General features: G+C 71.4%; 27 protein-coding genes. 12 read left to right on the forward strand and 15 right to left on the reverse strand.

Annotated elements, in window-relative coordinates:
- The first annotated feature begins 266 nt into the window (after nucleotides 1–266).
- Nucleotides 267–899: a TetR/AcrR family transcriptional regulator gene (locus tag ACIRSS_RS46060; protein WP_400907543.1), complete on the forward strand. Its 633-nt coding sequence runs from the start codon at nucleotides 267–269 to the stop codon at nucleotides 897–899.
- Here the strand turns inward: ACIRSS_RS46060 and trxA are convergent.
- From trxA to ACIRSS_RS46100, 8 genes are all read right to left on the reverse strand, one after another.
- A complete protein-coding gene (gene trxA / locus ACIRSS_RS46065; protein ID WP_400907545.1) occupies nucleotides 880–1,224 on the reverse strand; it encodes a thioredoxin in 345 nt (114 codons plus the stop codon). The two genes, ACIRSS_RS46060 and trxA, sit on opposite strands and share 20 nt — an antisense overlap.
- 11 nt (nucleotides 1,225–1,235) lie before the next feature.
- Nucleotides 1,236–1,631 carry a MerR family transcriptional regulator gene (locus ACIRSS_RS46070; RefSeq protein ID WP_400907547.1) on the reverse strand — a complete coding sequence of 132 codons (396 nt, stop codon included), beginning with the start codon at nucleotides 1,629–1,631 and terminating at the stop codon, nucleotides 1,236–1,238.
- A gap of 42 nt (nucleotides 1,632–1,673) precedes the next feature.
- A complete protein-coding gene (locus ACIRSS_RS46075; protein WP_009078856.1) occupies nucleotides 1,674–2,147 on the reverse strand; it encodes a bifunctional nuclease family protein in 474 nt (157 codons plus the stop codon).
- A 216-nt stretch (nucleotides 2,148–2,363) separates the two neighbouring features.
- Nucleotides 2,364–3,110 (reverse strand): MerR family transcriptional regulator, encoded by a 747-nt coding sequence (locus ACIRSS_RS46080; RefSeq protein WP_400907550.1) that lies wholly within the window; start codon nucleotides 3,108–3,110, stop codon nucleotides 2,364–2,366.
- The gene (gene garA / locus ACIRSS_RS46085; RefSeq protein ID WP_072478754.1) at nucleotides 3,107–3,577 is read right to left on the reverse strand and encodes a glycogen accumulation regulator GarA; all 471 of its coding nucleotides are present in this window, start codon (nucleotides 3,575–3,577) and stop codon (nucleotides 3,107–3,109) included. Before garA ends, ACIRSS_RS46080 begins: the two co-directional genes overlap by 4 nt.
- A gap of 137 nt (nucleotides 3,578–3,714) precedes the next feature.
- Nucleotides 3,715–4,101, reverse strand: a complete 387-nt coding sequence (gcvH, locus tag ACIRSS_RS46090; RefSeq protein WP_086679382.1) for a glycine cleavage system protein GcvH — start codon at nucleotides 4,099–4,101, stop codon at nucleotides 3,715–3,717.
- 407 nt (nucleotides 4,102–4,508) lie between these two features.
- Complete coding sequence (locus ACIRSS_RS46095) at nucleotides 4,509–5,135, reverse strand: CDP-alcohol phosphatidyltransferase family protein (protein WP_400907554.1); 627 nt, start codon at nucleotides 5,133–5,135, stop codon at nucleotides 4,509–4,511.
- 13 nt (nucleotides 5,136–5,148) lie between these two features.
- The gene (locus ACIRSS_RS46100; RefSeq protein ID WP_400907557.1) at nucleotides 5,149–5,379 is read right to left on the reverse strand and encodes a hypothetical protein; all 231 of its coding nucleotides are present in this window, start codon (nucleotides 5,377–5,379) and stop codon (nucleotides 5,149–5,151) included.
- A 314-nt stretch (nucleotides 5,380–5,693) separates the two neighbouring features.
- Here ACIRSS_RS46100 and ACIRSS_RS46105 point away from each other — a divergent pair, with 314 nt between their 5' ends.
- Nucleotides 5,694–6,203, forward strand: coding sequence for a hypothetical protein (locus ACIRSS_RS46105; RefSeq protein WP_400907560.1), 510 nt, complete (start codon nucleotides 5,694–5,696; stop codon nucleotides 6,201–6,203).
- Between the two features lie 33 nt (nucleotides 6,204–6,236).
- Complete coding sequence (locus ACIRSS_RS46110; RefSeq protein WP_400907563.1) at nucleotides 6,237–6,641, forward strand: hypothetical protein; 405 nt, start codon at nucleotides 6,237–6,239, stop codon at nucleotides 6,639–6,641.
- 8 nt (nucleotides 6,642–6,649) lie between these two features.
- On the opposite strand, the gene ACIRSS_RS46115 is transcribed toward ACIRSS_RS46110, so the two are convergent.
- Both ACIRSS_RS46115 and ACIRSS_RS46120 read right to left on the reverse strand, forming a co-directional pair.
- Complete coding sequence (locus ACIRSS_RS46115) at nucleotides 6,650–8,353, reverse strand: AMP-binding protein (RefSeq protein WP_400907566.1); 1,704 nt, start codon at nucleotides 8,351–8,353, stop codon at nucleotides 6,650–6,652.
- A 13-nt stretch (nucleotides 8,354–8,366) separates the two neighbouring features.
- Complete coding sequence (locus tag ACIRSS_RS46120) at nucleotides 8,367–9,209, reverse strand: crotonase/enoyl-CoA hydratase family protein (protein WP_400907569.1); 843 nt, start codon at nucleotides 9,207–9,209, stop codon at nucleotides 8,367–8,369.
- A gap of 136 nt (nucleotides 9,210–9,345) precedes the next feature.
- Between ACIRSS_RS46120 and ACIRSS_RS46125 the strand changes: the two genes are divergently transcribed.
- Complete coding sequence (locus ACIRSS_RS46125; protein ID WP_400907572.1) at nucleotides 9,346–10,224, forward strand: alpha/beta fold hydrolase; 879 nt, start codon at nucleotides 9,346–9,348, stop codon at nucleotides 10,222–10,224.
- On the opposite strand, the gene cobA is transcribed toward ACIRSS_RS46125, so the two are convergent.
- The 5 genes from cobA to rpmB all read right to left on the reverse strand — a co-directional run bounded on the left by cobA (nucleotide 10,212) and on the right by rpmB (nucleotide 12,483).
- Nucleotides 10,212–11,438, reverse strand: a complete 1,227-nt coding sequence (gene cobA, locus ACIRSS_RS46130) for a uroporphyrinogen-III C-methyltransferase (protein ID WP_400907574.1) — start codon at nucleotides 11,436–11,438, stop codon at nucleotides 10,212–10,214. The two genes, ACIRSS_RS46125 and cobA, sit on opposite strands and share 13 nt — an antisense overlap.
- An 85-nt stretch (nucleotides 11,439–11,523) precedes the next feature.
- Nucleotides 11,524–11,778, reverse strand: a complete 255-nt coding sequence (gene rpsR, locus ACIRSS_RS46135; protein ID WP_400907577.1) for a 30S ribosomal protein S18 — start codon at nucleotides 11,776–11,778, stop codon at nucleotides 11,524–11,526.
- Entirely contained in the window at nucleotides 11,775–12,080 is a 306-nt protein-coding gene (rpsN, locus tag ACIRSS_RS46140) for a 30S ribosomal protein S14 (RefSeq protein WP_400907580.1), read from the reverse strand. The genes rpsR and rpsN overlap by 4 nt, the downstream gene beginning before the upstream one ends.
- The gene (rpmG, locus tag ACIRSS_RS46145) at nucleotides 12,080–12,247 is read right to left on the reverse strand and encodes a 50S ribosomal protein L33 (RefSeq protein ID WP_285996476.1); all 168 of its coding nucleotides are present in this window, start codon (nucleotides 12,245–12,247) and stop codon (nucleotides 12,080–12,082) included. Before rpmG ends, rpsN begins: the two co-directional genes overlap by 1 nt.
- A complete protein-coding gene (gene rpmB, locus ACIRSS_RS46150; protein WP_364379642.1) occupies nucleotides 12,247–12,483 on the reverse strand; it encodes a 50S ribosomal protein L28 in 237 nt (78 codons plus the stop codon). Before rpmB ends, rpmG begins: the two co-directional genes overlap by 1 nt.
- Nucleotides 12,484–12,561: 78 nt before the next feature.
- Here rpmB and mrf point away from each other — a divergent pair, with 78 nt between their 5' ends.
- The 8 genes from mrf to ACIRSS_RS46190 all read left to right on the forward strand — a co-directional run bounded on the left by mrf (nucleotide 12,562) and on the right by ACIRSS_RS46190 (nucleotide 18,484).
- Complete coding sequence (gene mrf, locus ACIRSS_RS46155; RefSeq protein ID WP_400907583.1) at nucleotides 12,562–13,812, forward strand: ribosome hibernation factor-recruiting GTPase MRF; 1,251 nt, start codon at nucleotides 12,562–12,564, stop codon at nucleotides 13,810–13,812.
- Nucleotides 13,809–14,063 (forward strand): type B 50S ribosomal protein L31, encoded by a 255-nt coding sequence (locus tag ACIRSS_RS46160; protein ID WP_400907584.1) that lies wholly within the window; start codon nucleotides 13,809–13,811, stop codon nucleotides 14,061–14,063. The genes mrf and ACIRSS_RS46160 overlap by 4 nt, the downstream gene beginning before the upstream one ends.
- Nucleotides 14,063–14,212 carry a 50S ribosomal protein L32 gene (rpmF, locus tag ACIRSS_RS46165; protein WP_400907586.1) on the forward strand — a complete coding sequence of 50 codons (150 nt, stop codon included), beginning with the start codon at nucleotides 14,063–14,065 and terminating at the stop codon, nucleotides 14,210–14,212. Before ACIRSS_RS46160 ends, rpmF begins: the two co-directional genes overlap by 1 nt.
- On the forward strand, nucleotides 14,209–15,258 hold the full coding sequence (locus ACIRSS_RS46170; protein WP_400907589.1) for a GTP-binding protein: 1,050 nt from the start codon (nucleotides 14,209–14,211) through the stop codon (nucleotides 15,256–15,258). Before rpmF ends, ACIRSS_RS46170 begins: the two co-directional genes overlap by 4 nt.
- Before the next feature lie 80 nt (nucleotides 15,259–15,338).
- On the forward strand, nucleotides 15,339–15,773 hold the full coding sequence (locus ACIRSS_RS46175; protein WP_230863148.1) for a MarR family winged helix-turn-helix transcriptional regulator: 435 nt from the start codon (nucleotides 15,339–15,341) through the stop codon (nucleotides 15,771–15,773).
- Entirely contained in the window at nucleotides 15,770–17,461 is a 1,692-nt protein-coding gene (locus ACIRSS_RS46180) for an MFS transporter (RefSeq protein WP_400907592.1), read from the forward strand. Before ACIRSS_RS46175 ends, ACIRSS_RS46180 begins: the two co-directional genes overlap by 4 nt.
- Nucleotides 17,458–18,198, forward strand: a complete 741-nt coding sequence (locus ACIRSS_RS46185; RefSeq protein WP_400907594.1) for a dienelactone hydrolase family protein — start codon at nucleotides 17,458–17,460, stop codon at nucleotides 18,196–18,198. The genes ACIRSS_RS46180 and ACIRSS_RS46185 overlap by 4 nt, the downstream gene beginning before the upstream one ends.
- Before the next feature lie 13 nt (nucleotides 18,199–18,211).
- Nucleotides 18,212–18,484: a DUF6295 family protein gene (locus ACIRSS_RS46190; protein WP_400873157.1), complete on the forward strand. Its 273-nt coding sequence runs from the start codon at nucleotides 18,212–18,214 to the stop codon at nucleotides 18,482–18,484.
- Nucleotides 18,485–18,488 lie beyond the last annotated feature (4 nt).

The following is an 18,488-nucleotide window of genomic DNA, read 5'->3' on the forward strand; positions in this document are numbered from 1 at the left end:
TCGCCCGACCTGGTGGCCGGCGAATGACAGCCGGACGGTCCCAGGAGCGGGACCCGCCGGAGATCAACCGCCACGGTCCGGCCCCAGACCGTGAATCACACCGTGGCGATTTACCTCCTTCGACGGTAAGCGCCCGGACAGTGCCGGTCAACGCGACGCGCGGCAAGCCTCAACGGTCGGCTGAGCCTTTGCACCGTTCGCCGTACCCCGGGAGCCGTGGTTCAAACCTCTTGCGCCGTTTTACTCAGCCGAGTAACTTTTTACTCATGCAAGTAAACACCGACCTCATGGCGGAGCTGGGGCTCAGCGGCACCGAGGCGGCCCGCCGCGCCCAGATCATCGGGGCGACCATCGGCGTCCTCGCCGACCTCGGGTACCGCAAGACGACGTTCGCCAAGATCAAGGAACGCGCCGGGCTCAGCAGCACCCGGCTGATCTCCTACCACTTCACGAACAAGGCCGGCCTGATGCAGGCCGTGCTCAGCACGGTGGTCGAGACGAAGAACGAGTTCCTCAAGGAGCGCACCGGCGGCGGGCTCGACCCGGCCGACCGGGCCGGCTACCTGCGGGCCCACATCGAGACGTCGATCGCGTTCCTGCGCGCGTACCCCGAGTGCGTCCGCGTGCTGACCGAGCTGTCGGCCAACGCGGACGACGCCGACGGCTGGTCGATGACGAAGGTGCTGGTCGACGACATGCGCGTGCACGGCCTCGCCCGGCAGCTGAAGCAAGGGCAAGCCGAAGGGGTGTTCGGGCCGTTCACGCCCGAGGTGATGGCGATGTCCGTCGCGCAGGCGATCGACGGGGTGGCCGCGGCGTACGCGGCCGACCCGGCGCTCGACCTGGAGAACTACGGCCGCGAGGTGGCGGACACCTTCGTCAAAGCGACGGCGCCGTGAGCGCCCGGTCGAGGCGGTCTTCGATGCGGGCCTTGGGGAACGCGCCGACGATCGTCTCGACCGGCTCGCCGCCGCGGAAGAGGATCATCGTCGGCAGGGACATGACCTGGTAGGAGCGGGTGGTCTCGGGGTTCTCGTCGGCGTTGATCTTGCGGACGGCAAGCTTCCCGGCCCGCTCGGTGGCCAGCTGCTCCAGCACCGGCCCGACCATCCGGCAGGGGCCGCACCAGGTGGCCCAGAACTCGACCAACACGGGGACGTCGCTGCCGACGACCTCCGCGAACGTGGCGTCGGTGACTTCGCTGACTGTGGTGTTTTCGGACATGACGGGCTCCTTCACGGGCGCGGGGACGTGGGCACGACACACGGATCGGGCGCCTGCCGGGCGAGCGCGCCGGCGAGCTTCGCGGCCAGTTCGCCGCGGATGCCGCCGAGCCGCGCGAGAAGCGCGTCGGCTTCTTCGAGCTTGCGGCGGTAGACCTCGATGGAGCTCAGGCAGGAGTCGCCGGTTTCGTGGCCGCTGCGCAGGCACTCGACGAACGGGCGGGTCTCCTCGAGGGTCAGGCCGACCGTCTGCAAGGTCTGGATCTCCTTGACCAGCTGCAGGTCTTCCTCGTCGTACTCGCGATAGCCGTTGGCCGCGCGACGGGCCGCCAGGAGACCCTGGGCCTCGTAAAAACGCAGCGCACGGGTGGTGACACCCGTGCGCTGCGCAAGCTCTCCGATCCGCATGCCCCCGACGCTAGACGTTGACGTCCGCGTCAAGGCAAGTGCTCACGTGTCCGCACCCCGGAAGTCTTCGGGCGACACGGAGTCGAGGAACTCGCGGAACTTCTCGACCTCGTCCTCCTGCTCGTCCGGGATGATCAGGCCCGCCTCTTCCAGCACCGCGTCCACGGCGTGGATGGGGACGCCGATCCGCAGGGCCAGCGCGACCGAGTCGCTCGGCCGGGCGGACACCCGGATGTCGCCGTCGAAGACCAGTTCCGCGAAGAACGTGCCTTCCTTGAGGTCGGTGATGACGACCTGCTCCAGCTCCCGGCCGAGCGCCCCGATGACCTCTTTCAGCAGGTCATGCGTGAGCGGACGAGCCGGCCGGACTCCCTGTTGCTCCAAGGCGATGGCGGTCGCTTCGACCGAGCCGATCCAGATCGGCAGGTACCGTTCACCCTCGGTCTCCCGCAGCAACAAGATCGGCTGATTCGCGGGCAGCTCGACCCGCACACCGACGACGCGCATTTCGCTCATCGGGCTTCGCCTCCCTCTCGTGCACGCGGGCGCAGGCGCTGGTTCGGCCGGGCGCCGTCACTGCCGACGCTACCCGTCATCCCCGCACTGTGCTCGCTGTCGAGACTATCTCGGTTCGCCTGCCGCAAACCCTTGCCTTCACGGTACGGCATGCGGCACCGAACATTCAGTCATTGACATGGGACCGCAAAGAGGATCTCACCGCCCCGTTACGGATCAACACCCCGTGACGCCGCGGATTCCCGCCTTGACGAGGAGCGTGTGGAGGGTCACGGACAGTGCCGCGACCTCCCGGACCACCTCGTCGGCCCTGGACTTCGCTTCCGGGTCACGGTGCCGATACACCGGGGTCACGATCTGCTCCAGCAACCCGACCTCGCGGTCGGCCGCGGCGCGGAAGGCACGCAGGTGTCTCGGCTCGATACCGAATTCGGTCATCGCCTTCACCGTCCGCGCGACCAGCACCGCGTCCGGGTCGAAGAACCCGGCGGTGCCCGGCCGGACCAAGCCGTACTGCTGCAGCTCGGTCAGCGTGGCGGCGTCGATGCCGGACTGCTCCAGGAGCTCCTCCTGGGTCAGGCGCAGCTCCTTGCCGGTGGCGAAGTCCTCCGCCACGGGCAGGCCGACGTTCTCCGCCGGGGCGTCGATCGGCACCAGCCGGCGCGGCGGGCGGGGCAGGGCCGCGGCGGGCTCGGCTCCCGAGTCCGCCGCGTCCAGCTGCTCCTTGATGACCTTCAACGGGAGGTAGTGGTCCCGCTGGGCGGCCAGGACGAACCGCAGGCGCTCCACGTCCGCCGCGGCGAACTGCCGGTAGCCCGAAGGCGTCCGGCCCGGGGTGACCAGGCCTTCCGCTTCGAGGAACCGGATCTTGGAGATGGTGACATCGGGGAAGTCCCCGCGCAGCTGCGCGAGGACCGCCCCGATGCTCAACCCGTGGTTCTGTGGCCGCCCGGCCGCCGTCACTGCGCCCCCTGGCCCCCGTGACCCGGGCCGGTCAGGAAGACCAGGCGGAACTTGCCGATCTGCACCTCGTCGCCACCCGCGAGGACGGCCTGGTCGACCGGCTCGCGGTTGACGTAGGTGCCGTTGAGGCTGCCGACGTCGATGACGACGAACTCGCCGCCCTCACGCCGGAATTCGGCGTGCCGGCGGGAGACCGTGACGTCGTCCAGGAAGATGTCGCTGTCCGGGTGCCGTCCGGCGCTGGTGGTGTCGCGGTCGAGCAAGAAGCGCGAACCCGCGTTGGGCCCGCGCTTCACGACCAGCAGGGCGGAACCCGGCGGCAGGGCGTCGACGCCCTGGACCGGTGCTTCCGCGGCCGGGGCGGACTCGTGGCCTTCGGCTTCGGCCAGGAAGTCGGCCCGGAAGACAGAGGTCCGCTCCGGAGACTGCTCCGGGGGAACGCCGCCGGGCCCGTCGTTCGTGCTCACCTGAGCTCTCCTCCACACATGCTGTGTTGCCTAGTACTCAAGAACGTGTAGCTGCCAACGTACCGTGCCTGATCGATTCTCCGAGCCCCGGCTCCCCGAACCGGCGCAGTGCTGGTCCGACCGGGTGGGAGCGGGCTTCAGCCCTTGGTCAGGGCGTCGTACGCCTCGGCTTCGAGCAGGGCTTCCAGGCCCGCCGGGTCGTCGAGCCGGATCTCGATCAGCCAGCCCTCGCCGTAGGGGTCGCTGTTGATCAGCTCCGGCGAGTCGGCGACGGCGTCGTTCACGGCCACGACCTCGCCGTCGACCGGCGCGAACAGCTCGGAAACGCTCTTGGTCGACTCGACCTCGCCGAAGACGTCGCCCGCGCTCACCTGGCGGCCGACCTCGGGCAGGTCGACGAAGACGACGTCGCCGAGCTGGTCCTGCGCGTACTCGGTGATGCCGATGCGGACGAGGGTGTCCTCGCCGCGGGTGGCGACCCACTCGTGTTCCTCGGTGTAGCGAAGCTCTTCAGGAGCGGACACCGCCGGTCCCCTTTCATGCCCTCACTGGCGAAACGTGCTGCGCGAAGTCTTACACCCACACGGCGCAGCCGCCCGGCACGGGCCGGGAAAACGTCGCGCTCAGTCGTGGGATCGGCCGGCGGGGATGGGCGGCGCCCCGGGGAGATCGCCGCGCCGGCAGGCCGGCACCGGGGCGCCGGGGGCGGGCCCGGGCGATCGAGGCACGGGCCCACCCGGCCACACGACAACCGGCCGAGCCGGCGGAACGAGCCGCCGCGCCCGGGAAGCCCGTCCACAGCAGGCCGGAACCAGACCGCCCGGCAGCGCGCGGGCGGGCGGTCGGGCCGTGGCGTGGCGCGGGATGAGCCGGCGCGGGCGGGCGGGCCGTGGCGCGGGGACGAGCCGGCGTGCGCGGGATGCGGTGGCGCTCAGCCCTCCGGAGACGCGGCGCCGCGCAGGGCGTTGCGCGCCTGGACCACGTAAAGGACACCGGACCACACGTACAGGACCGCGCCCCAGATGGTGAACGCGTAGCCGACCGGCCGCGCCACCGCCGCGATGTCCGAGCCGCCCTGGGCGAGCAGCAGGCACGGGAACGCGTACATCAGCACGAACGTCGCGCCCTTGCCGATGTAGGTCACCTCCGGCGGGGCGAAGCCGCGGCGGCGCAGCACCACCACGCACACCCCCAGCACCGCTTCGCGCAGCACCAGCGGCACCACGACCCACCAGGGGATGATGCCGCGGACCAGGAACGCGATCAGCGTCGCGAGGATGTAGAGCCGGTCGGCCGCCGGGTCGAGGAGCTGGCCCAGCCGGGACATCTGGTTGAGCCAGCGGGCCAGCTTGCCGTCGAGCCAGTCGGTCAGCGCGCTGAACACCAGCAGCGCGAGCGCCCAGCCGTCCTCCTCCGGCCCCAGCAGCAGCCACAGGAACACCGGGACGCCGGCGAGCCGCAGCAGCGACAGCATGTTGGGGACGTTGAACGCCTGCTTCAGCAGGGACGGCTCGGCGGCGCTCGCCTGAGCGGCGGGTTCGGGTGCGGCGGTGCTCACCCGGCCAGCGTAGTCAGCACGCGCGGCGGTGGCTCCAGCCGCGCCGCTGCAGTTCGGCGCTGCTCAGCGCCTCGGGGCGGCCCCGGTAGTCGGTGCCCATCCAGCGGGCGCGGCCGGGGCGCGCCTCCAGGACGTACGGGCGGCCGCAGCACCAGACGACGCTGCTGGGGACGGTGGGCGGGCCAGCCGGGCCGGTGGTCTCGTCGGTGCTGGGTTCGGGGCTGGTCACAGCGTCGGCGTTCATCGCTCTCACGGGCTCGGGACGGGCGTCGGGGACGGGAAGCTCTTCGGCCTCCACCAAGATCTTCGGCGCGCGGGGCCGGATTGTTAACCGACGCGGCCGGAATTAGACCGATCGATTCTTGATGGCAGCGTGAGGTTTCGGAGCGTGAACGGAATGTTAACCGTCCATTGTGGACATTCTTCCGGCGGCCACCGGACCGCGCCGCCACCCGGCTGGAGTAATCTGCCGCACACCTGTGGGCGAGTCGGCCCACGATGCCCCGGCCCGGTGGGCCAGAATGACCGGGCCAGCCTGACCGGGGAGGAACGATCGCGGTGCCCCACCCGACCACCACGAGGACGTGGCGGCCGTTGCTCGCCGCCTGCCTCGCCGTGCCCGCGCTCGCGGCCTGCTCCGCCGAGCCCGCCGCGCCGGCGCCGCCGTCGTCCGCGGCCGTCACGACTTCGGCGGCTCCGTCGTCCTCGACGACCGCTCCCCCGCCACCACCCGCCGACGGCAGCTCGTCCGCGCCCGCACCGGTGACGAAGCCGGCCGGCGCGCCGCCGTCGGTGCCCGGGTCCTGCGGCACGGTGACCGCCGCCAGCGGGCTGACGCTCTACGTGTTCGACAGCGGCTCGGCCGGCGTCAGCTGCGCCGCCGCGACGAAGCTCGTCGGCGACTTCCACCGCAAGATCGCCGGGCGCCAGGGCGCCGGGTCGAACGACGCGGTGAACGAGACCGTCGACGGCTGGCTGTGCACGTCCGGGCCGCCGGCCGCCCAAGGCGGCACCACCTGCACCAAGGGCGAGCAGACGGTGTTCGCCGCCGTCGTGCCCTCCGAGTGACCCCTGTCGACCGTTCCCGCTCCTGAAGGGCCCATGAAGACACTCGCCTACCCCCTGCTGCTCGTCGCCGCGACCGCCGTCCTGGCCGGCTGCGGCGGCGGTGACCCGGCGCCCGCCGCGCCGTCCTCCGGCGAGCCCGCGCCGGTCCCCGCCGCGGCCGCGGCGGCCGGGTCGACGGCCCCCGGCGTGCCTTGCGGCGACGTCACCGGCACGGGCGGCGCGAAGACGACCGTCGTCGCGCACGGCAAGGTCGACTGCGCCGCGGCGACCCAGCTGCTCAAGGACTACTTCGCGAAGCTGACCCCGGCCGAGGCGGCCTCCGCCGACGGCCCGGGTCCGGTCGTCCTCGACGAGTGGACGTGCGGCAGCGGCCCGAACGACCCGGTGACCGTCTGCTCCACCGAAGACGGCCGCCAGGTCGAGGGCACCCGCGCCTGACGAGCGGCTCAGCCTTTGAGGTCCGGGAAGTCCTCTTCGCGGAACTCGGTGCCCGCGGCGCGCTTCGGGTCGTTCTCGCGGCCCCGCAGCTCGACGCGGCGGATCTTGCCCGAGATCGTCTTCGGCAGCTCCGCGAACTCGAGCCGCCGGATGCGCTTGTAGGGCGCCAGGTGCTCGCGGCAGTACGCGAGGATCGCCCTCGCCGTCTCCGCGGTCGGTTCGTGCCCCGAAGCCAGCACGACGTAGGCCTTGGGCACCGCGAGCCGGATCGGGTCGGGAGCCGGGACCACCGCGGCCTCCGCCACGGCCTCGTGCTCGATCAGCACGCTCTCCAGCTCGAACGGCGAGATCCGGTAGTCCGACGCCTTGAACACGTCGTCCGTGCGCCCGACGTAGGTGATGTAGCCGCGTTCGTCGATCGAACCGACGTCACCGGTGTGGTAGAAGCCGTTCGCGAAGGCCGCCGCCGTGCGCTCGTCGTCGTCGGCGTAGCCGGTCATCAGGCCGACCGGCCGGTGCTGCAGGTCGAGGCAGATCTCGCCCTCGGACGCGCGTTCGCCGCTGACCGGGTCGACCAGCGCCACCACGAACCCGGGCAGCGGGCGGCCCATCGAGCCGGGCACGACGTCCTGGCCCGGCGTGTTCGCGATCTGGACGCTGCTCTCGGTCTGGCCGAAGCCGTCGCGGATGGTGACGCCCCACGACTTCCGGACCTGTTCGATCACTTCGGGGTTGAGCGGCTCCCCCGCGCCGACGACCTTCTTCGGCGGCGTCTTCAGCGCGGTCAGGTCGGCTTGGATGAGCATCCGCCACACCGTGGGCGGCGCGCAGAAGCTGCTGACGCCGCAGCGGTCCATCTGGGCCATCAGCGCACCCGCGTCGAAGCGGTTGTAGTTGTAGAGGAACACCGTCGCTTCGGCGTTGAAGGGAGCGAAGAAGTTGCTCCACGCGTGCTTCGCCCAGCCGGGCGAGGAGATGTTCAGGTGGACGTCGCCCGGTTCCAGCCCGATCCAGTACATCGTGGACAGGTGGCCGACCGGGTACGACACGTGCGTGTGCTGCACCAGCTTCGGCTTCGCCGTCGTGCCGGAGGTGAAGTACAGCAACAGCGGGTCGCCGGCCTGCGTCGGGCCGTCCGGGGTGAACTCCGGGGACTCCGCGAAGGCGGCCGAGTACTGCTGCCAGCCCTCGACGGGCTCCCCGACGGCGATCCGCGTGTAGTCGCCTCCGACGTCCGCGAACTTCGGCGCGTCCACCGACCGGACCACGACGTGCTTGGCCGCGCCGCGCTCCACGCGGTCGGTCAGGTCGGCCGGCCCGAGCAGCGTCGACGCCGGGATGATCACCGCGCCGAGCTTGATCGCGGCGAGGATGGTCTCCCACAGCTCACCCTGGTTGCCCAGCATGAGGATCAGCCGGTCGCCGCGGCGGACGCCGAGACCCCGCAGCCAGTTGGCGACCTGGTTGGACCGGCCGGACATCTCCGGGTAGGTCCAGCGGTTCTCGGTGCCGTCCTCTTCGACGATCCACAGCGCGTACCGCTCGGCGTTGTCCGGGTCGTGGGCGACGACGTCGAACCAGTCGATCGCCCAGTTGAACTCGTCGAGCGACGGCCAGGCGAAGTCGCGGTAGGCGGTCTCGTAGTCCTCGCGGTGGGTCAGCAGGTAGTCCCGCGCGACGCGGAACGCGTGGTGGACTTCCGAAGCGGTCACAGTGCCTCCTCCGTCATTCGCCCGTGAACTCCGGCGCGCGACGCTCCATGAACGCCTGGACCGCCTCGCCGAGGTCCTTGCTGGGCAGGAACGCCGAGTTCCACGCCGCGACGTACCGGAGGCCGTCGGCGACCTGGCGCTCGGTGTTCGTCGCCAGTACCTGCTTCGTACCCTGCACCACGAGCGGCGGGTTCGCAGCGATCGCCCCGGCGAGTTCCCGCGCCGCCTCGAGCAGCGCCTCCTGGTCGGGGTGGACGTCGTTGACGAGGCCGATCTTCTCGGCGCGTGCGGCGTCGATGTCCTTGCCGGTCAGCGCGAGCTCCCGCAGGTGCCCCTCGCCGACGATCGAGGCGAGCCGCTGGAGGCTGCCGAGGTCGGCCACGATGGCGACGCGCACCTCGCGGACGCTGAACTTGGCGTCCGCGCTGGCCAGGCGGATGTCCGCGGCCGCGACGACGTCGACCCCGCCGCCGATGCACCAGCCCGAAACGGCCGCTACGACCGGTTTGCGGCATTCCGCGATCGAGCTGACCGCCGCCTGCAGCGACCGGACCTGGTCGAGGAAGGCCGTCCGCGGGCCGGCGAGGTTGTCGCCGCCGAGCATCGGCGCCCAGTCGCCCATCATCGCGGGCAGGTCGAGGCCGTAGGAGAAATTCTTGCCGCTGCCCGTCAGCACGACGGCCCTGACCTGCGGGTCCGCGTCCAGCGCGCGGAACACCAGGGGCAGCTCGCGCCAGAAGTCCGGGCCCATCGCGTTGCCCTTCGACGGGCCGAGGAGCGTCACTTCGGCCACGGGGCCGGCGACGTCGACCTTCAGCGAGACGAGGTCGGGCAAGCTGTCAGCAGTAGCGGTCATGGGGTCATCTTGACCCATGCCCGCGACGACCCGCCATTGGCACGCTGTCAATTGACGCGAGTGTCACCGTGCCAACGTGGTCAGGGGATGCTTTCCTGAACAGAGGTGCACCAGGACCCGGGGAGGACGGTGGGACATGAGCCCGGCCAGCAGCGCGACCGCGATCGAACCCGAACCCCCTTCCACGCCCGTCCGGCGGGCGTCCCGCCCGATCGAGCTGACCGGCTCGTTCGAGCACGAGGGGCACCGGCTCTGGTACACGGAGTTCGGCAGCGGCGACCGCGTCGTCGTGCTCACCCACGGCATCATGCTGACCCGCCGGATGCACGCGCCCCTCGCGCGCCGGCTGGCCCGCGCCGGGTTCCGGGTGGTCACGCTCGACCTCCTCGGCCACGGCGACTCCGACCGGCCGACCGAGTCGTGGCTCTACTCGATGCCGTCGTTCGCGGAGCAGACCCTGGCGCTGCTGGACCACCTCGAGGTCTCGTCGGCGGTCATCGGCGGGACGTCCCTGGGTGCGAACGTCTCGCTGGAGGTCGCGGTGCAGGATGCGTCGCGGGTGCGCGGGCTGATCGTCGAGATGCCGGTGCTGGACAACGCGATCGTGGCGGGGCTGATCACGTTCGCGCCGCTGCTGATGGCGGCCCGGTTCCTGCCGGTGACGGTCCAGGCGGTGGCGCTGGTGGCGTCCCTGGTCCCGCACGGCAACCAGTGGGTCGACGTCGTGACGGACACGCTCTCGCAGCGCCCCGCCCCGATGGCGGCGTTGCTGCACGGGGTGCTCTTCGGCCGGATCGCGCCGCCGAAGTCGGTGCGCCGCAAGATCACGACGCGGGCGCTGGTGATCGGCCACCAGGGCGACCCGATCCACCCCTTCGGCGACGCGGACACGTTGGCCGTGGACATGCCGGAGGCGGAGTTCGTCCAGGCGCGCAGCCCGGTCGAGCTGAGGCTGGACCCGACCCGCCTGTCCGACGCGATCCGCGACTTCGCCGCGAGCTGCTACGAGGACTGAACCGGCGCCAGGCCCGCCACCGGGCCGATCACGATGATCGCCGGGGGCCGCACCCCCGAGGCCGCCGCGTCCGTGACCACCGTGTCCAATGTGGACCGCAGCGTCCGCTGGGTGCGCATCGTGCCGTCCTCGATGATCGCCACCGGGGTGTCCGCCGGGCGGCCGCCGTCCAGCAGGGCCTTCGCGAACTGCGGCAGCCGCTCCACGCCCATCATCAGCACGATCGTGCCGCGCATGCGGGCCAGCAGCTCCCAGTCCACCAGGGACCGGTCGTCGCCCGGGGCGACGTGGCCGGAGACCACCACCACCTCGTGCGCCACGCCGCGGTGGGTCACCGGGACGTCCGCCACCGCCGGGACCGCGAACGCGCTCGTGATGCCCGGGACCATCGTCACCGGGACGCCCGCCTCGGCGCAGGCCAGCACCTCTTCGAAGCCGCGGCCGAACAGGTACGGGTCGCCGCCCTTGAGGCGGACCACGAACTTGCCCTCCTTGGCCTTCTCGATCAGCGTCTGGTTGATGACGTCCTGGCTGGCCGCGCGGCCGTAGGGGATCTTGGCCGCGTCCACGACCTCGACCTCTGGCGCGAGCTCGTCGAGCAGCTCGCGCGGCCCCAGCCGGTCGACCACGACGACGTCGGCGCGCGAGAGCAGCCGGCGGCCGCGGACCGTGATCAGCTCCGGGTCGCCCGGGCCGCCGCCGACCAGGGCCACCCCGGGCAGGGTGCCCTCGGGGTGCGGCTGCCGGCCGTCTTCGATCGTGCCGTTGTGCAGGCCGTCGAGCATCGAGTCGCGCACCGCCGCCGACCGCAGCGGCTCGCCGCCGGACAGGACCCCGAACAGGAGACCACCGTGCCGCCCGGACGCCGGGGTCACCGCGGAGCCGGACTCACCCTCGTCGGCGCGGACGCAGAACACGCGCTCGCGCTCGGCCTCGGCGCAGATCGCCGCGTTGACGCCGGGGTCGTTCGTGCAGGCCAGGGCGTACCAAGCGTCCTTCAGGTCACCCTCGGCGTAACCGCGCTCGTGCCAGACGAGCTCGCCCGCGTCCACCATCCCCTGCACCGACGGCGTCGTGTGCGGAGACACCAGCTCGATGCGCGCCCCCGCGCTGATCAGCCGGGGCAGCCGCCGCTGGGCCACGCTGCCGCCGCCGAACATGACAACGCGGCGGCCGGTGAGCTGGAGGCCGGAAAGGTAGTGCGGGTCGTCCATGGGCGGGAGTTTATTGACGGTTCACCCACGCGCCAGCCCAGCGTGGGTCACGCCACCCGGAGAACCTCCGGGTGGCGTGACGCCGTCAGCTCGTGCGCCCCGACGCCGGGTACGGCAGCAGGGCCATCTCGCGGGCGTTCTTGATCGCCGTCGCGACCTGCTTCTGCTGCTGCGGGGTCAACCCCGTCACGCGGCGGGCGCGGATCTTGCCCCGGTCGGAGATGAACTTCCGCAGCAGCTCGACGTCCTTCCAGTCGACGTGGGTGACCTTGTTGGCGCGCAACAGGTTCACCTTGCGCTTGGCCGGGCGGTCCCGGTTCGGCTTCGGCACCCGGCTCACCAGCTCGACTTCGTGACGCCGGGCAGCTCGCCCCGGTGCGCGGCCTGGCGCACCTTGACCCGCGACAACCCGAACTTCCGCAGGTACCCGCGCGGACGCCCGTCGGCGGCGTCGCGGTTGCGGATGCGGGTCGGGCTCGCGTCGCGCGGCAGCTTCTGCAGCGCGACGACCGCCTCGGCCTTCTCACCCGGCGACGACGCCGGCGACGCGATGACGGCCTTGAGCTCGCGGCGCCGGGCGACGTACCGCGCCGCGACCACCTTCCGCTGCTCGTTCTTCGCGATCTTGGACTTCTTGGCCATCAGCGCTCTTCCTTGAACTCGACGTGCTCGCGCGCGACCGGGTCGTACTTGCGCAGGACCATCCGGTCGGGATCGTTCCGCCGGTTCTTCTTCGTGACGTATGTGTAGCCGGTGCCCGCGGTGGACCGCAGCTTGATGACCGGGCGGACGTCGGTGCTCTTCGCCATTACAGCTTCACTCCCCTTGCCTTCAGTTCGGCCACGACGGCCTCGATGCCCCGCTTGTCGATCGTCTTCATGCCCTTGGCGGAGACGCGCAGGCGTACCCAGCGCCCCTCGCCCGGCACGAAGTACCGGCGGTTCTGCAGGTTCGGCTCCCAGCGCCGGGACGTGCGGCGGTGCGAGTGCGAGACCTGCTTGCCGTAGCCCGGCTTGCGGCCGGTGACCTGGCACACGGCGGACACGAGACCTCCTGAGTTGATAGTGGTTGTCGTTTTCATCTACTCTACGCACCGTACCCCGCCCGTATTCCTGGAGCTCTCGTGACCCCTGACCCCCGCGTCCCGCTCGTCCTCGTGAGCGGCCTCGCCCCGGGCCCGAACGCCGAACTGGCCGAGCTGCTGCGCGGCGCCGCGCCCGGCACCGCCGTCGTCCACCACGACCTGCGCGAGATCCACTCCGGCGTCGTCCGCCGCCGGCTCCGGCTCGAGCAGCGCGACCAGCTGACCGTGCTCGAACTGGCGCACGGCTGCGTGTCCTGCACGCTGCGCGAAGACCTGCTCCCCCTGCTTCGGCACCTGGCCCGGCTGCCGCAAGTCCGCCGGATCGTCGTCCGGCTCGACGAGGCCATGGAGCCGGAGCCGGTGAGCTGGGCGATCCGCTCCGTCCTGGTCGGCGACCACCCGGTGAGCGACGACGTCGACCTGCGCGCGGTGCTCACCGTCGTCGACTGCGCGGCCTTCCTCGCCGACGCGACCGGCGACGACGTCCTCGCCGAGCGGAACCTGCAGGCCAGCCCGGAGGACGAACGCACGGTCGCGCAGGTCGCGCTCTCGCAGGTCGAGTTCGCCGACGTCCTGGTGCTGGCCGGGGCGGCGCCCGACGCGTGGACCGCGGCGAAGGCGTCGGCAGTCCTCGACCGGGTCGCGCCGTCGGTGCCCCGGGTCGAGCTGGGCCGGATCGACGGGCACAGCGTGCTCGACGCCGTACCGCCGGACGCCCGCCGCGGCGAGGTCACCGACATGCACGGCGCTCTCCTGCGCGGCGAGCCGCCGGTGCACGTCGACTGCGGCATCGGGCTGGTCACCTTCACCGCGCAGCGGCCGTTCCACCCCGAGCGCCTGCACGACGCCCTGGACGTCCTGCTCGACGGCGTCGTCCGGACCCGCGGCCGCGCTTGGGTGGCGAGCCAGCCCGACGTCGCGTTCTGGATCGAGTCGGCCGGCGGCGGCCTCGGCATCGGCCACGCCGGGCCGTGGCTCGCCGCGCCGGACGGTCCGGAGTGGACGGACGTCTCGCCCGAGCGCCGCACGCTGGCGTCGCTGCGCTGGCACCCGCTGCACGGCGACCGCGCGCAGGAGCTCGTCGTGGTGACGGACCAGACAACGCCCGACGAGATCGACTCGGCCCTGCGCGGCGCTCTACTGACCGAAGAGGAACTCGCGGCAGGACCCGAAGCGTGGGCGCGCTACCCCGACCCGTTCGGCGACTGGCACGAAGAACCGTGCGAGGACACCGAGCCCGACCCGGCGCGGCACGACGCGACCGCGGCGAACCGAAAGGAAGACCAGTGAAGACCGGAATCCACCCCGATTACCACCCCGTGGTGTTCAAGGACTCGTCGACCGGCGACGCGTTCCTGACCCGCTCCACCATCACCTCCGACAAGACGATCGAGTGGTCCGACGGCGTGACCTACCCGCTCGTGCAGGTCGACATCAGCTCGTGGTCGCACCCGTTCTGGACGGGCACCCAGCGGATCATGGACAGCGCCGGCCAGGTCGAGAAGTTCCACCGCCGCTACGGGAAGCGGGGGACGCGCTGATGGCCGTCCCCAAGCGGAAGAAGTCGCGCAGCAACACGCGGTCCCGGCGGGCGCAGTGGAAGGCGGCGGTGCCGGACCTGGTGCCGATCAAGGTCGACGGCGAGGTCCAGCTGGTTCCGCGCCGGCTGATGCGGCACTTCCACTCGTGACCGTCCCGGTCACGGTGCTGTCCGGCTTCCTCGGCGCGGGCAAGACGACGCTGCTCAACCACATCCTCGCCAACCGGGTGGGCCTGCGGGTCGCGGTGATCGTCAACGACATGAGCGAGGTCAACATCGACGCGGCGCTCGTGCGCTCGCAGGAGCGCCTCGTCGAGCTGACCAACGGGTGCATCTGCTGCACCCTGCGGGAGGACCTCCTCGAAGAGGTGGCCGCGCTCTGCTCGGACGGCCGCTTCGACCACGTGCTGATCGAGTCGAGCGGGATCTCCGAGCCGATGCCGGTGGCGGCGACGTTCACCTTCCTGGACGCCGTCGCCCACCTCGACACGATGGTCACGGTGGTGGACGCGGCGAACTTCACCCGCGAGCTGGCGGCCGGCGACTCCCTCGTGGAGCGCCGGCTCGACCAGTACGAGGGTGACGAACGGACGGTCAGCGACCTGCTGGTCGACCAGGTCGAGTTCGCCGACGTCCTGCTGCTCAACAAGACCGACCTCGTCCCGGACGTCGACCGCCTGGTGGCGACGCTGCGGCGGCTCAACCCCGCCGCGGACGTCGTCACCGGCAGCTTCGGGAAGGTGCCGCTCGACCGGGTCTTCCGCACCGGCCGCTACGACGCCGAGCGGGCCCAGGAGGCGCCGGGGTGGGTGGCCGAGCTGAACGGCGACCACGTGCCGGAGACCGAGGAGTACGGGATCTCCAGCGTCGTCTTCCGAGCGTCACGGGCGTTCGACCCGGTGGCGCTGTGGGACTTCGTGACGCGGCGGCTGGACTCGGGCGAGTTCGGGACCGTGTTGCGGTCCAAGGGGTTCTTCGCGCTGGCGTCCCGGCCCGGGGTGACCGGGCTGTGGTCGCAGGCCGGCGCGGTGGCCCGGTTCGAGCCGCACGGGGTGGCCGCGCAACCGCGGCAGGAGCTGGTGTTCATCGGCGTCGATCTGGCGGGGGAAGCACTCCTGAAGGCCCTGGACGGCTGCCTGGGTGAGGCGACCGGGCCGGACCTGTTTCCCGAGTGGGAGCCGGTGCACGTCCACTGAGCGAAAGCTCCCCGCTCACCCGATAGCGGCCGGTCCGTCCGAGTTGATCAACCCAGGTTTATCAGTCTAGGTTGACGATCGTGACGGACGAGGACCTCCTCCAGGCGAGCGCGGACCTGCGCGTCGCGCTGGGCCGGGTGATCCGGCGGCTGCGGCAGGGGTACGTCGTCGGGGAGCTGACGCTGCCCGAACGGTCGGTGCTCTCCCGGCTCGACCGGGAGGGCCCGGCCACGCCCGGGTGTCTGGCCGACCTCGAACGCGTCAAGCCGCAGGCCATGGGCGTGACGCTGGCCGGGCTCGTCGACCGCGGGCTCGTCGAGCGGCGCAAGGACGACTCCGACGGCCGCAAGGTGCTGATGTCGGTCACCGAAACCGGCGTCAAGCTGCTCACCGACCGCCGTTCGCGGACGACGGAGAAGATGGCGACCGCGCTGGCCGAGAAGTTCACCGCGGCCGAGCAGCGCGAGCTGATCGCGGCCATCCCGCTCATCGAGCGGCTGGCGGACGAGCTGTGACCGTCACCGAAACCCCGAGCCGCTACAAGTGGGTCGCGCTCTCGAACACCACGCTCGGCGTGCTGATGTCCGCGCTCGACGGCTCGATCGTGATCATCTCGCTGCCGGCGATCTTCCGCGGCATCGGGCTCGACCCCCTCGCGCCCGGCAACATCGGCTACCTGCTCTGGATGATCCTCGGCTACCTGCTGGTGCAGGCCGTGCTGGTGGTGACGCTCGGGCGGCTCGGCGACATGTTCGGCCGGGTCAAGATGTACAACCTCGGCTTCGTCGTCTTCAGCGTCGCGTCGGTGGCCTTGTCGTTCGACCCGTTCCACGCCGGTGGTGGCGCGTTGTGGCTGATCGGCTGGCGGATCGTCCAGGCCGTCGGCGGGTCGATGCTGACGGCGAACTCGGCCGCGATCCTGACCGACGCCTTCCCGGCGGAACAACGCGGGATGGCGCTCGGCGTCAACCAGATCACCGCGCTGGCCGGGCAGTTCCTCGGCCTGGTCGTCGGCGGGCTGCTCGCCGAGATCGACTGGCGCGCGGTGTTCTGGGTGAGCGTGCCGTTCGGGCTGCTCGGCACGATCTGGTCGATCCGCAGCCTGCGCGAAGTCGGGACGCCGAAGCGCGCGAAGGTCGACTGGGGCGGCAACATCACCTTCGCCGCCGGGACCGCGTTGCTGCTGGCCGCGATCACCTACGGCATCCAGCCCTACGGAGACGCCGCGACCGGCTGGGGCAGCCCCTGGGTGCTCGGCGGGATCGGCGCCGGCGTGCTGCTGCTCCTGCTGTTCGGCGTCATCGAGACCCGGGTCGCCGCGCCGATGTTCCAGCTGAGCCTGTTCAAGATCCGCGCGTTCGCCGCCGGCAACATCGCCGCGTTGCTGACTTCGGTCGCCCGTGGTGGCATGCAGTTCATGCTCATCATCTGGCTGCAGGGGATCTGGCTGCCCCTGCACGGCTACGACTACGAGCGCACCCCGCTGTGGGCCGGCATCTACATGCTGCCGCTGACCGTCGGCTTCCTCATCGCCGGGCCGGTTTCGGGCTACCTGTCCGACCGGTTCGGGGCCCGGCTGTTCTCGACCGGCGGGCTGCTGCTGGTCGCGGCGGCGTTCCTCGGCCTGCTGGCCCTGCCGGTGGACTTCCCCTACCCCGCGTTCGCCGCGCTGCTCGTGCTGAGCGGGATCGGCCAGGGCATGTTCTCCGCGCCGAACACCTCGGCGATCATGAGCAGCGTGCCGACCGAGCAGCGCGGGGTCGCGTCCGGCATGCGGGCGACGTTCCAGAACTCCGGGACGTCGCTGTCGATCGGCGTGTTCTTCTCGCTGATGATCGCCGGGCTGGCGTCGTCGCTCCCCCAGACGCTGACCGGCGGGCTGCAGGCCCACGGCGTCCCGGCCGCCGTCGCCGACGGCGTCGCGCAGCTGCCCCCGGTCAGCACGTTGTTCGCGGCGTTCCTCGGCAGCAACCCGGTCGGGCACCTGCTGGGTCCGGACGTCCTGGCCGGGCTGTCCCCGGCGGACCGCTCGGCTCTGACCGGCGGGGAGTTCTTCCCCCAGCTCGTTTCCGGCCCGTTCCACCACGGCCTGGTGGTCGTGTTCACCGCGGCCGCGGTGATGGCCGTCGTCGCCGCGGCGGCGTCCGCCTCGCGCGGCAAGCGCTACTTCCACACCCCCGAGGGATCGAAGGAGAACCGATGACCGACGAGATCGTCGCCGGGACCGTCACCATCACCGGCCACGGCGGGGACGAGCTCGAGGCGTACCTGGCCAAACCGACCGACACGACCCCGCGCGGCGGGGTCGTGGTCATCCACCACCTGCCCGGCTACGACGCGGCGACCAAGGAGATGGTGCGCCGCTTCGCCGTCGAGGGCTACAACGCGCTCTGCCCGAACCTCTACACGCGCGAAGCGCCGGGCGCGGACCCGGACGACGCAGCGGCGACGGTCCGCGCGGCCGGCGGCATCCCCGACGACCGCCTGGTCGGCGACGTCTCGGGCGCGGCGGACTACCTGCGCGCCCTGGAAAACGCCAACGGCCGGGTCGGCGTCATCGGGCACTGCTCGGGCGGGCGGCACGCGTTCCTGTCCGCGTGTTCCCTGGACCTCGACGCGGCGGTCGACTGCTACGGCGCCTTCGTCGTCAACGACCCGCCCGAGGCCATGAAGATGATGAAGCCGCTGCTGGGCCTGGCTTCGCAGCTGTCGTGCCCGCTGCTGGGGGTCTTCGGGGCGGACGACCAGTTCCCGAGCCCGGACGAGGTCGCCGTGCTGGCGGCCGAGCTGGAGAAGCTGGGCAAGGAGCACGAGTTCCACACGTACGCGGGCGCGGGCCACGCGTTCTTCGCGGTCGACCGCCCGAGCTACCGGCCGGAAGCCGCGAAGGACGGCTGGGAACGCATCCTCGACTTCTACTCCCGCACGCTGACCGCCTGAGAGGACCTCACCCATGTGCACTTACCTGACGGAGAAGTTCGAGCTCGAGGGCAGCGGCAAGGGCGCCCGCGGCTGGTTCCGGTTGAACGAAGGGACCGTGTACGTAGACCACCCGGTCCACGCGCCGTACGCGCACACGGTGAACATCGACTTCCGCAACCCCGGCTTGGGCGCTTCGGCCCGCGTCGCCCTCGAGTTGACCGAAGAGGACGCGCTCGCGCTGGCCGACGCCATCCACGCCGCGGTCAAGTCGGCGCCCGCGGGCCTGGCTTCGCGAAACCAGTAGCGGG

The organism is Amycolatopsis sp. NPDC101161 (assembly GCF_044768185.1).
Taxonomy (GTDB): Bacteria; Actinomycetota; Actinomycetes; order Mycobacteriales; family Pseudonocardiaceae; genus Amycolatopsis.

Excerpts from the sequence above, each read along its gene's own strand:
- rpmG (WP_285996476.1), bottom strand. The coding sequence starts at position 12,247 with ATGGCGAAGAGCACCGACGTCCGCCCGGTCATCAAGCTGCGGTCCACC.
- ACIRSS_RS46120 (WP_400907569.1), bottom strand. The coding sequence starts at position 9,209 with ATGACCGCTACTGCTGACAGCTTGCCCGACCTCGTCTCGCTGAAGGTC.
- ACIRSS_RS46110 (WP_400907563.1), top strand. The coding sequence starts at position 6,237 with ATGAAGACACTCGCCTACCCCCTGCTGCTCGTCGCCGCGACCGCCGTC.
- ACIRSS_RS46190 (WP_400873157.1), top strand. The coding sequence starts at position 18,212 with ATGTGCACTTACCTGACGGAGAAGTTCGAGCTCGAGGGCAGCGGCAAG.
- ACIRSS_RS46185 (WP_400907594.1), top strand. The coding sequence starts at position 17,458 with ATGACCGACGAGATCGTCGCCGGGACCGTCACCATCACCGGCCACGGC.
- ACIRSS_RS46125 (WP_400907572.1), top strand. The coding sequence starts at position 9,346 with ATGAGCCCGGCCAGCAGCGCGACCGCGATCGAACCCGAACCCCCTTCC.
- ACIRSS_RS46100 (WP_400907557.1), bottom strand. The coding sequence starts at position 5,379 with ATGAACGCCGACGCTGTGACCAGCCCCGAACCCAGCACCGACGAGACC.
- trxA (WP_400907545.1), bottom strand. The coding sequence starts at position 1,224 with ATGTCCGAAAACACCACAGTCAGCGAAGTCACCGACGCCACGTTCGCG.
- ACIRSS_RS46060 (WP_400907543.1), top strand. The coding sequence starts at position 267 with ATGCAAGTAAACACCGACCTCATGGCGGAGCTGGGGCTCAGCGGCACC.
- rpmF (WP_400907586.1), top strand. The coding sequence starts at position 14,063 with ATGGCCGTCCCCAAGCGGAAGAAGTCGCGCAGCAACACGCGGTCCCGG.
- cobA (WP_400907574.1), bottom strand. The coding sequence starts at position 11,438 with ATGGACGACCCGCACTACCTTTCCGGCCTCCAGCTCACCGGCCGCCGC.
- ACIRSS_RS46075 (WP_009078856.1), bottom strand. The coding sequence starts at position 2,147 with ATGAGCGAAATGCGCGTCGTCGGTGTGCGGGTCGAGCTGCCCGCGAAT.
- rpsN (WP_400907580.1), bottom strand. The coding sequence starts at position 12,080 with ATGGCCAAGAAGTCCAAGATCGCGAAGAACGAGCAGCGGAAGGTGGTC.
- ACIRSS_RS46070 (WP_400907547.1), bottom strand. The coding sequence starts at position 1,631 with ATGCGGATCGGAGAGCTTGCGCAGCGCACGGGTGTCACCACCCGTGCG.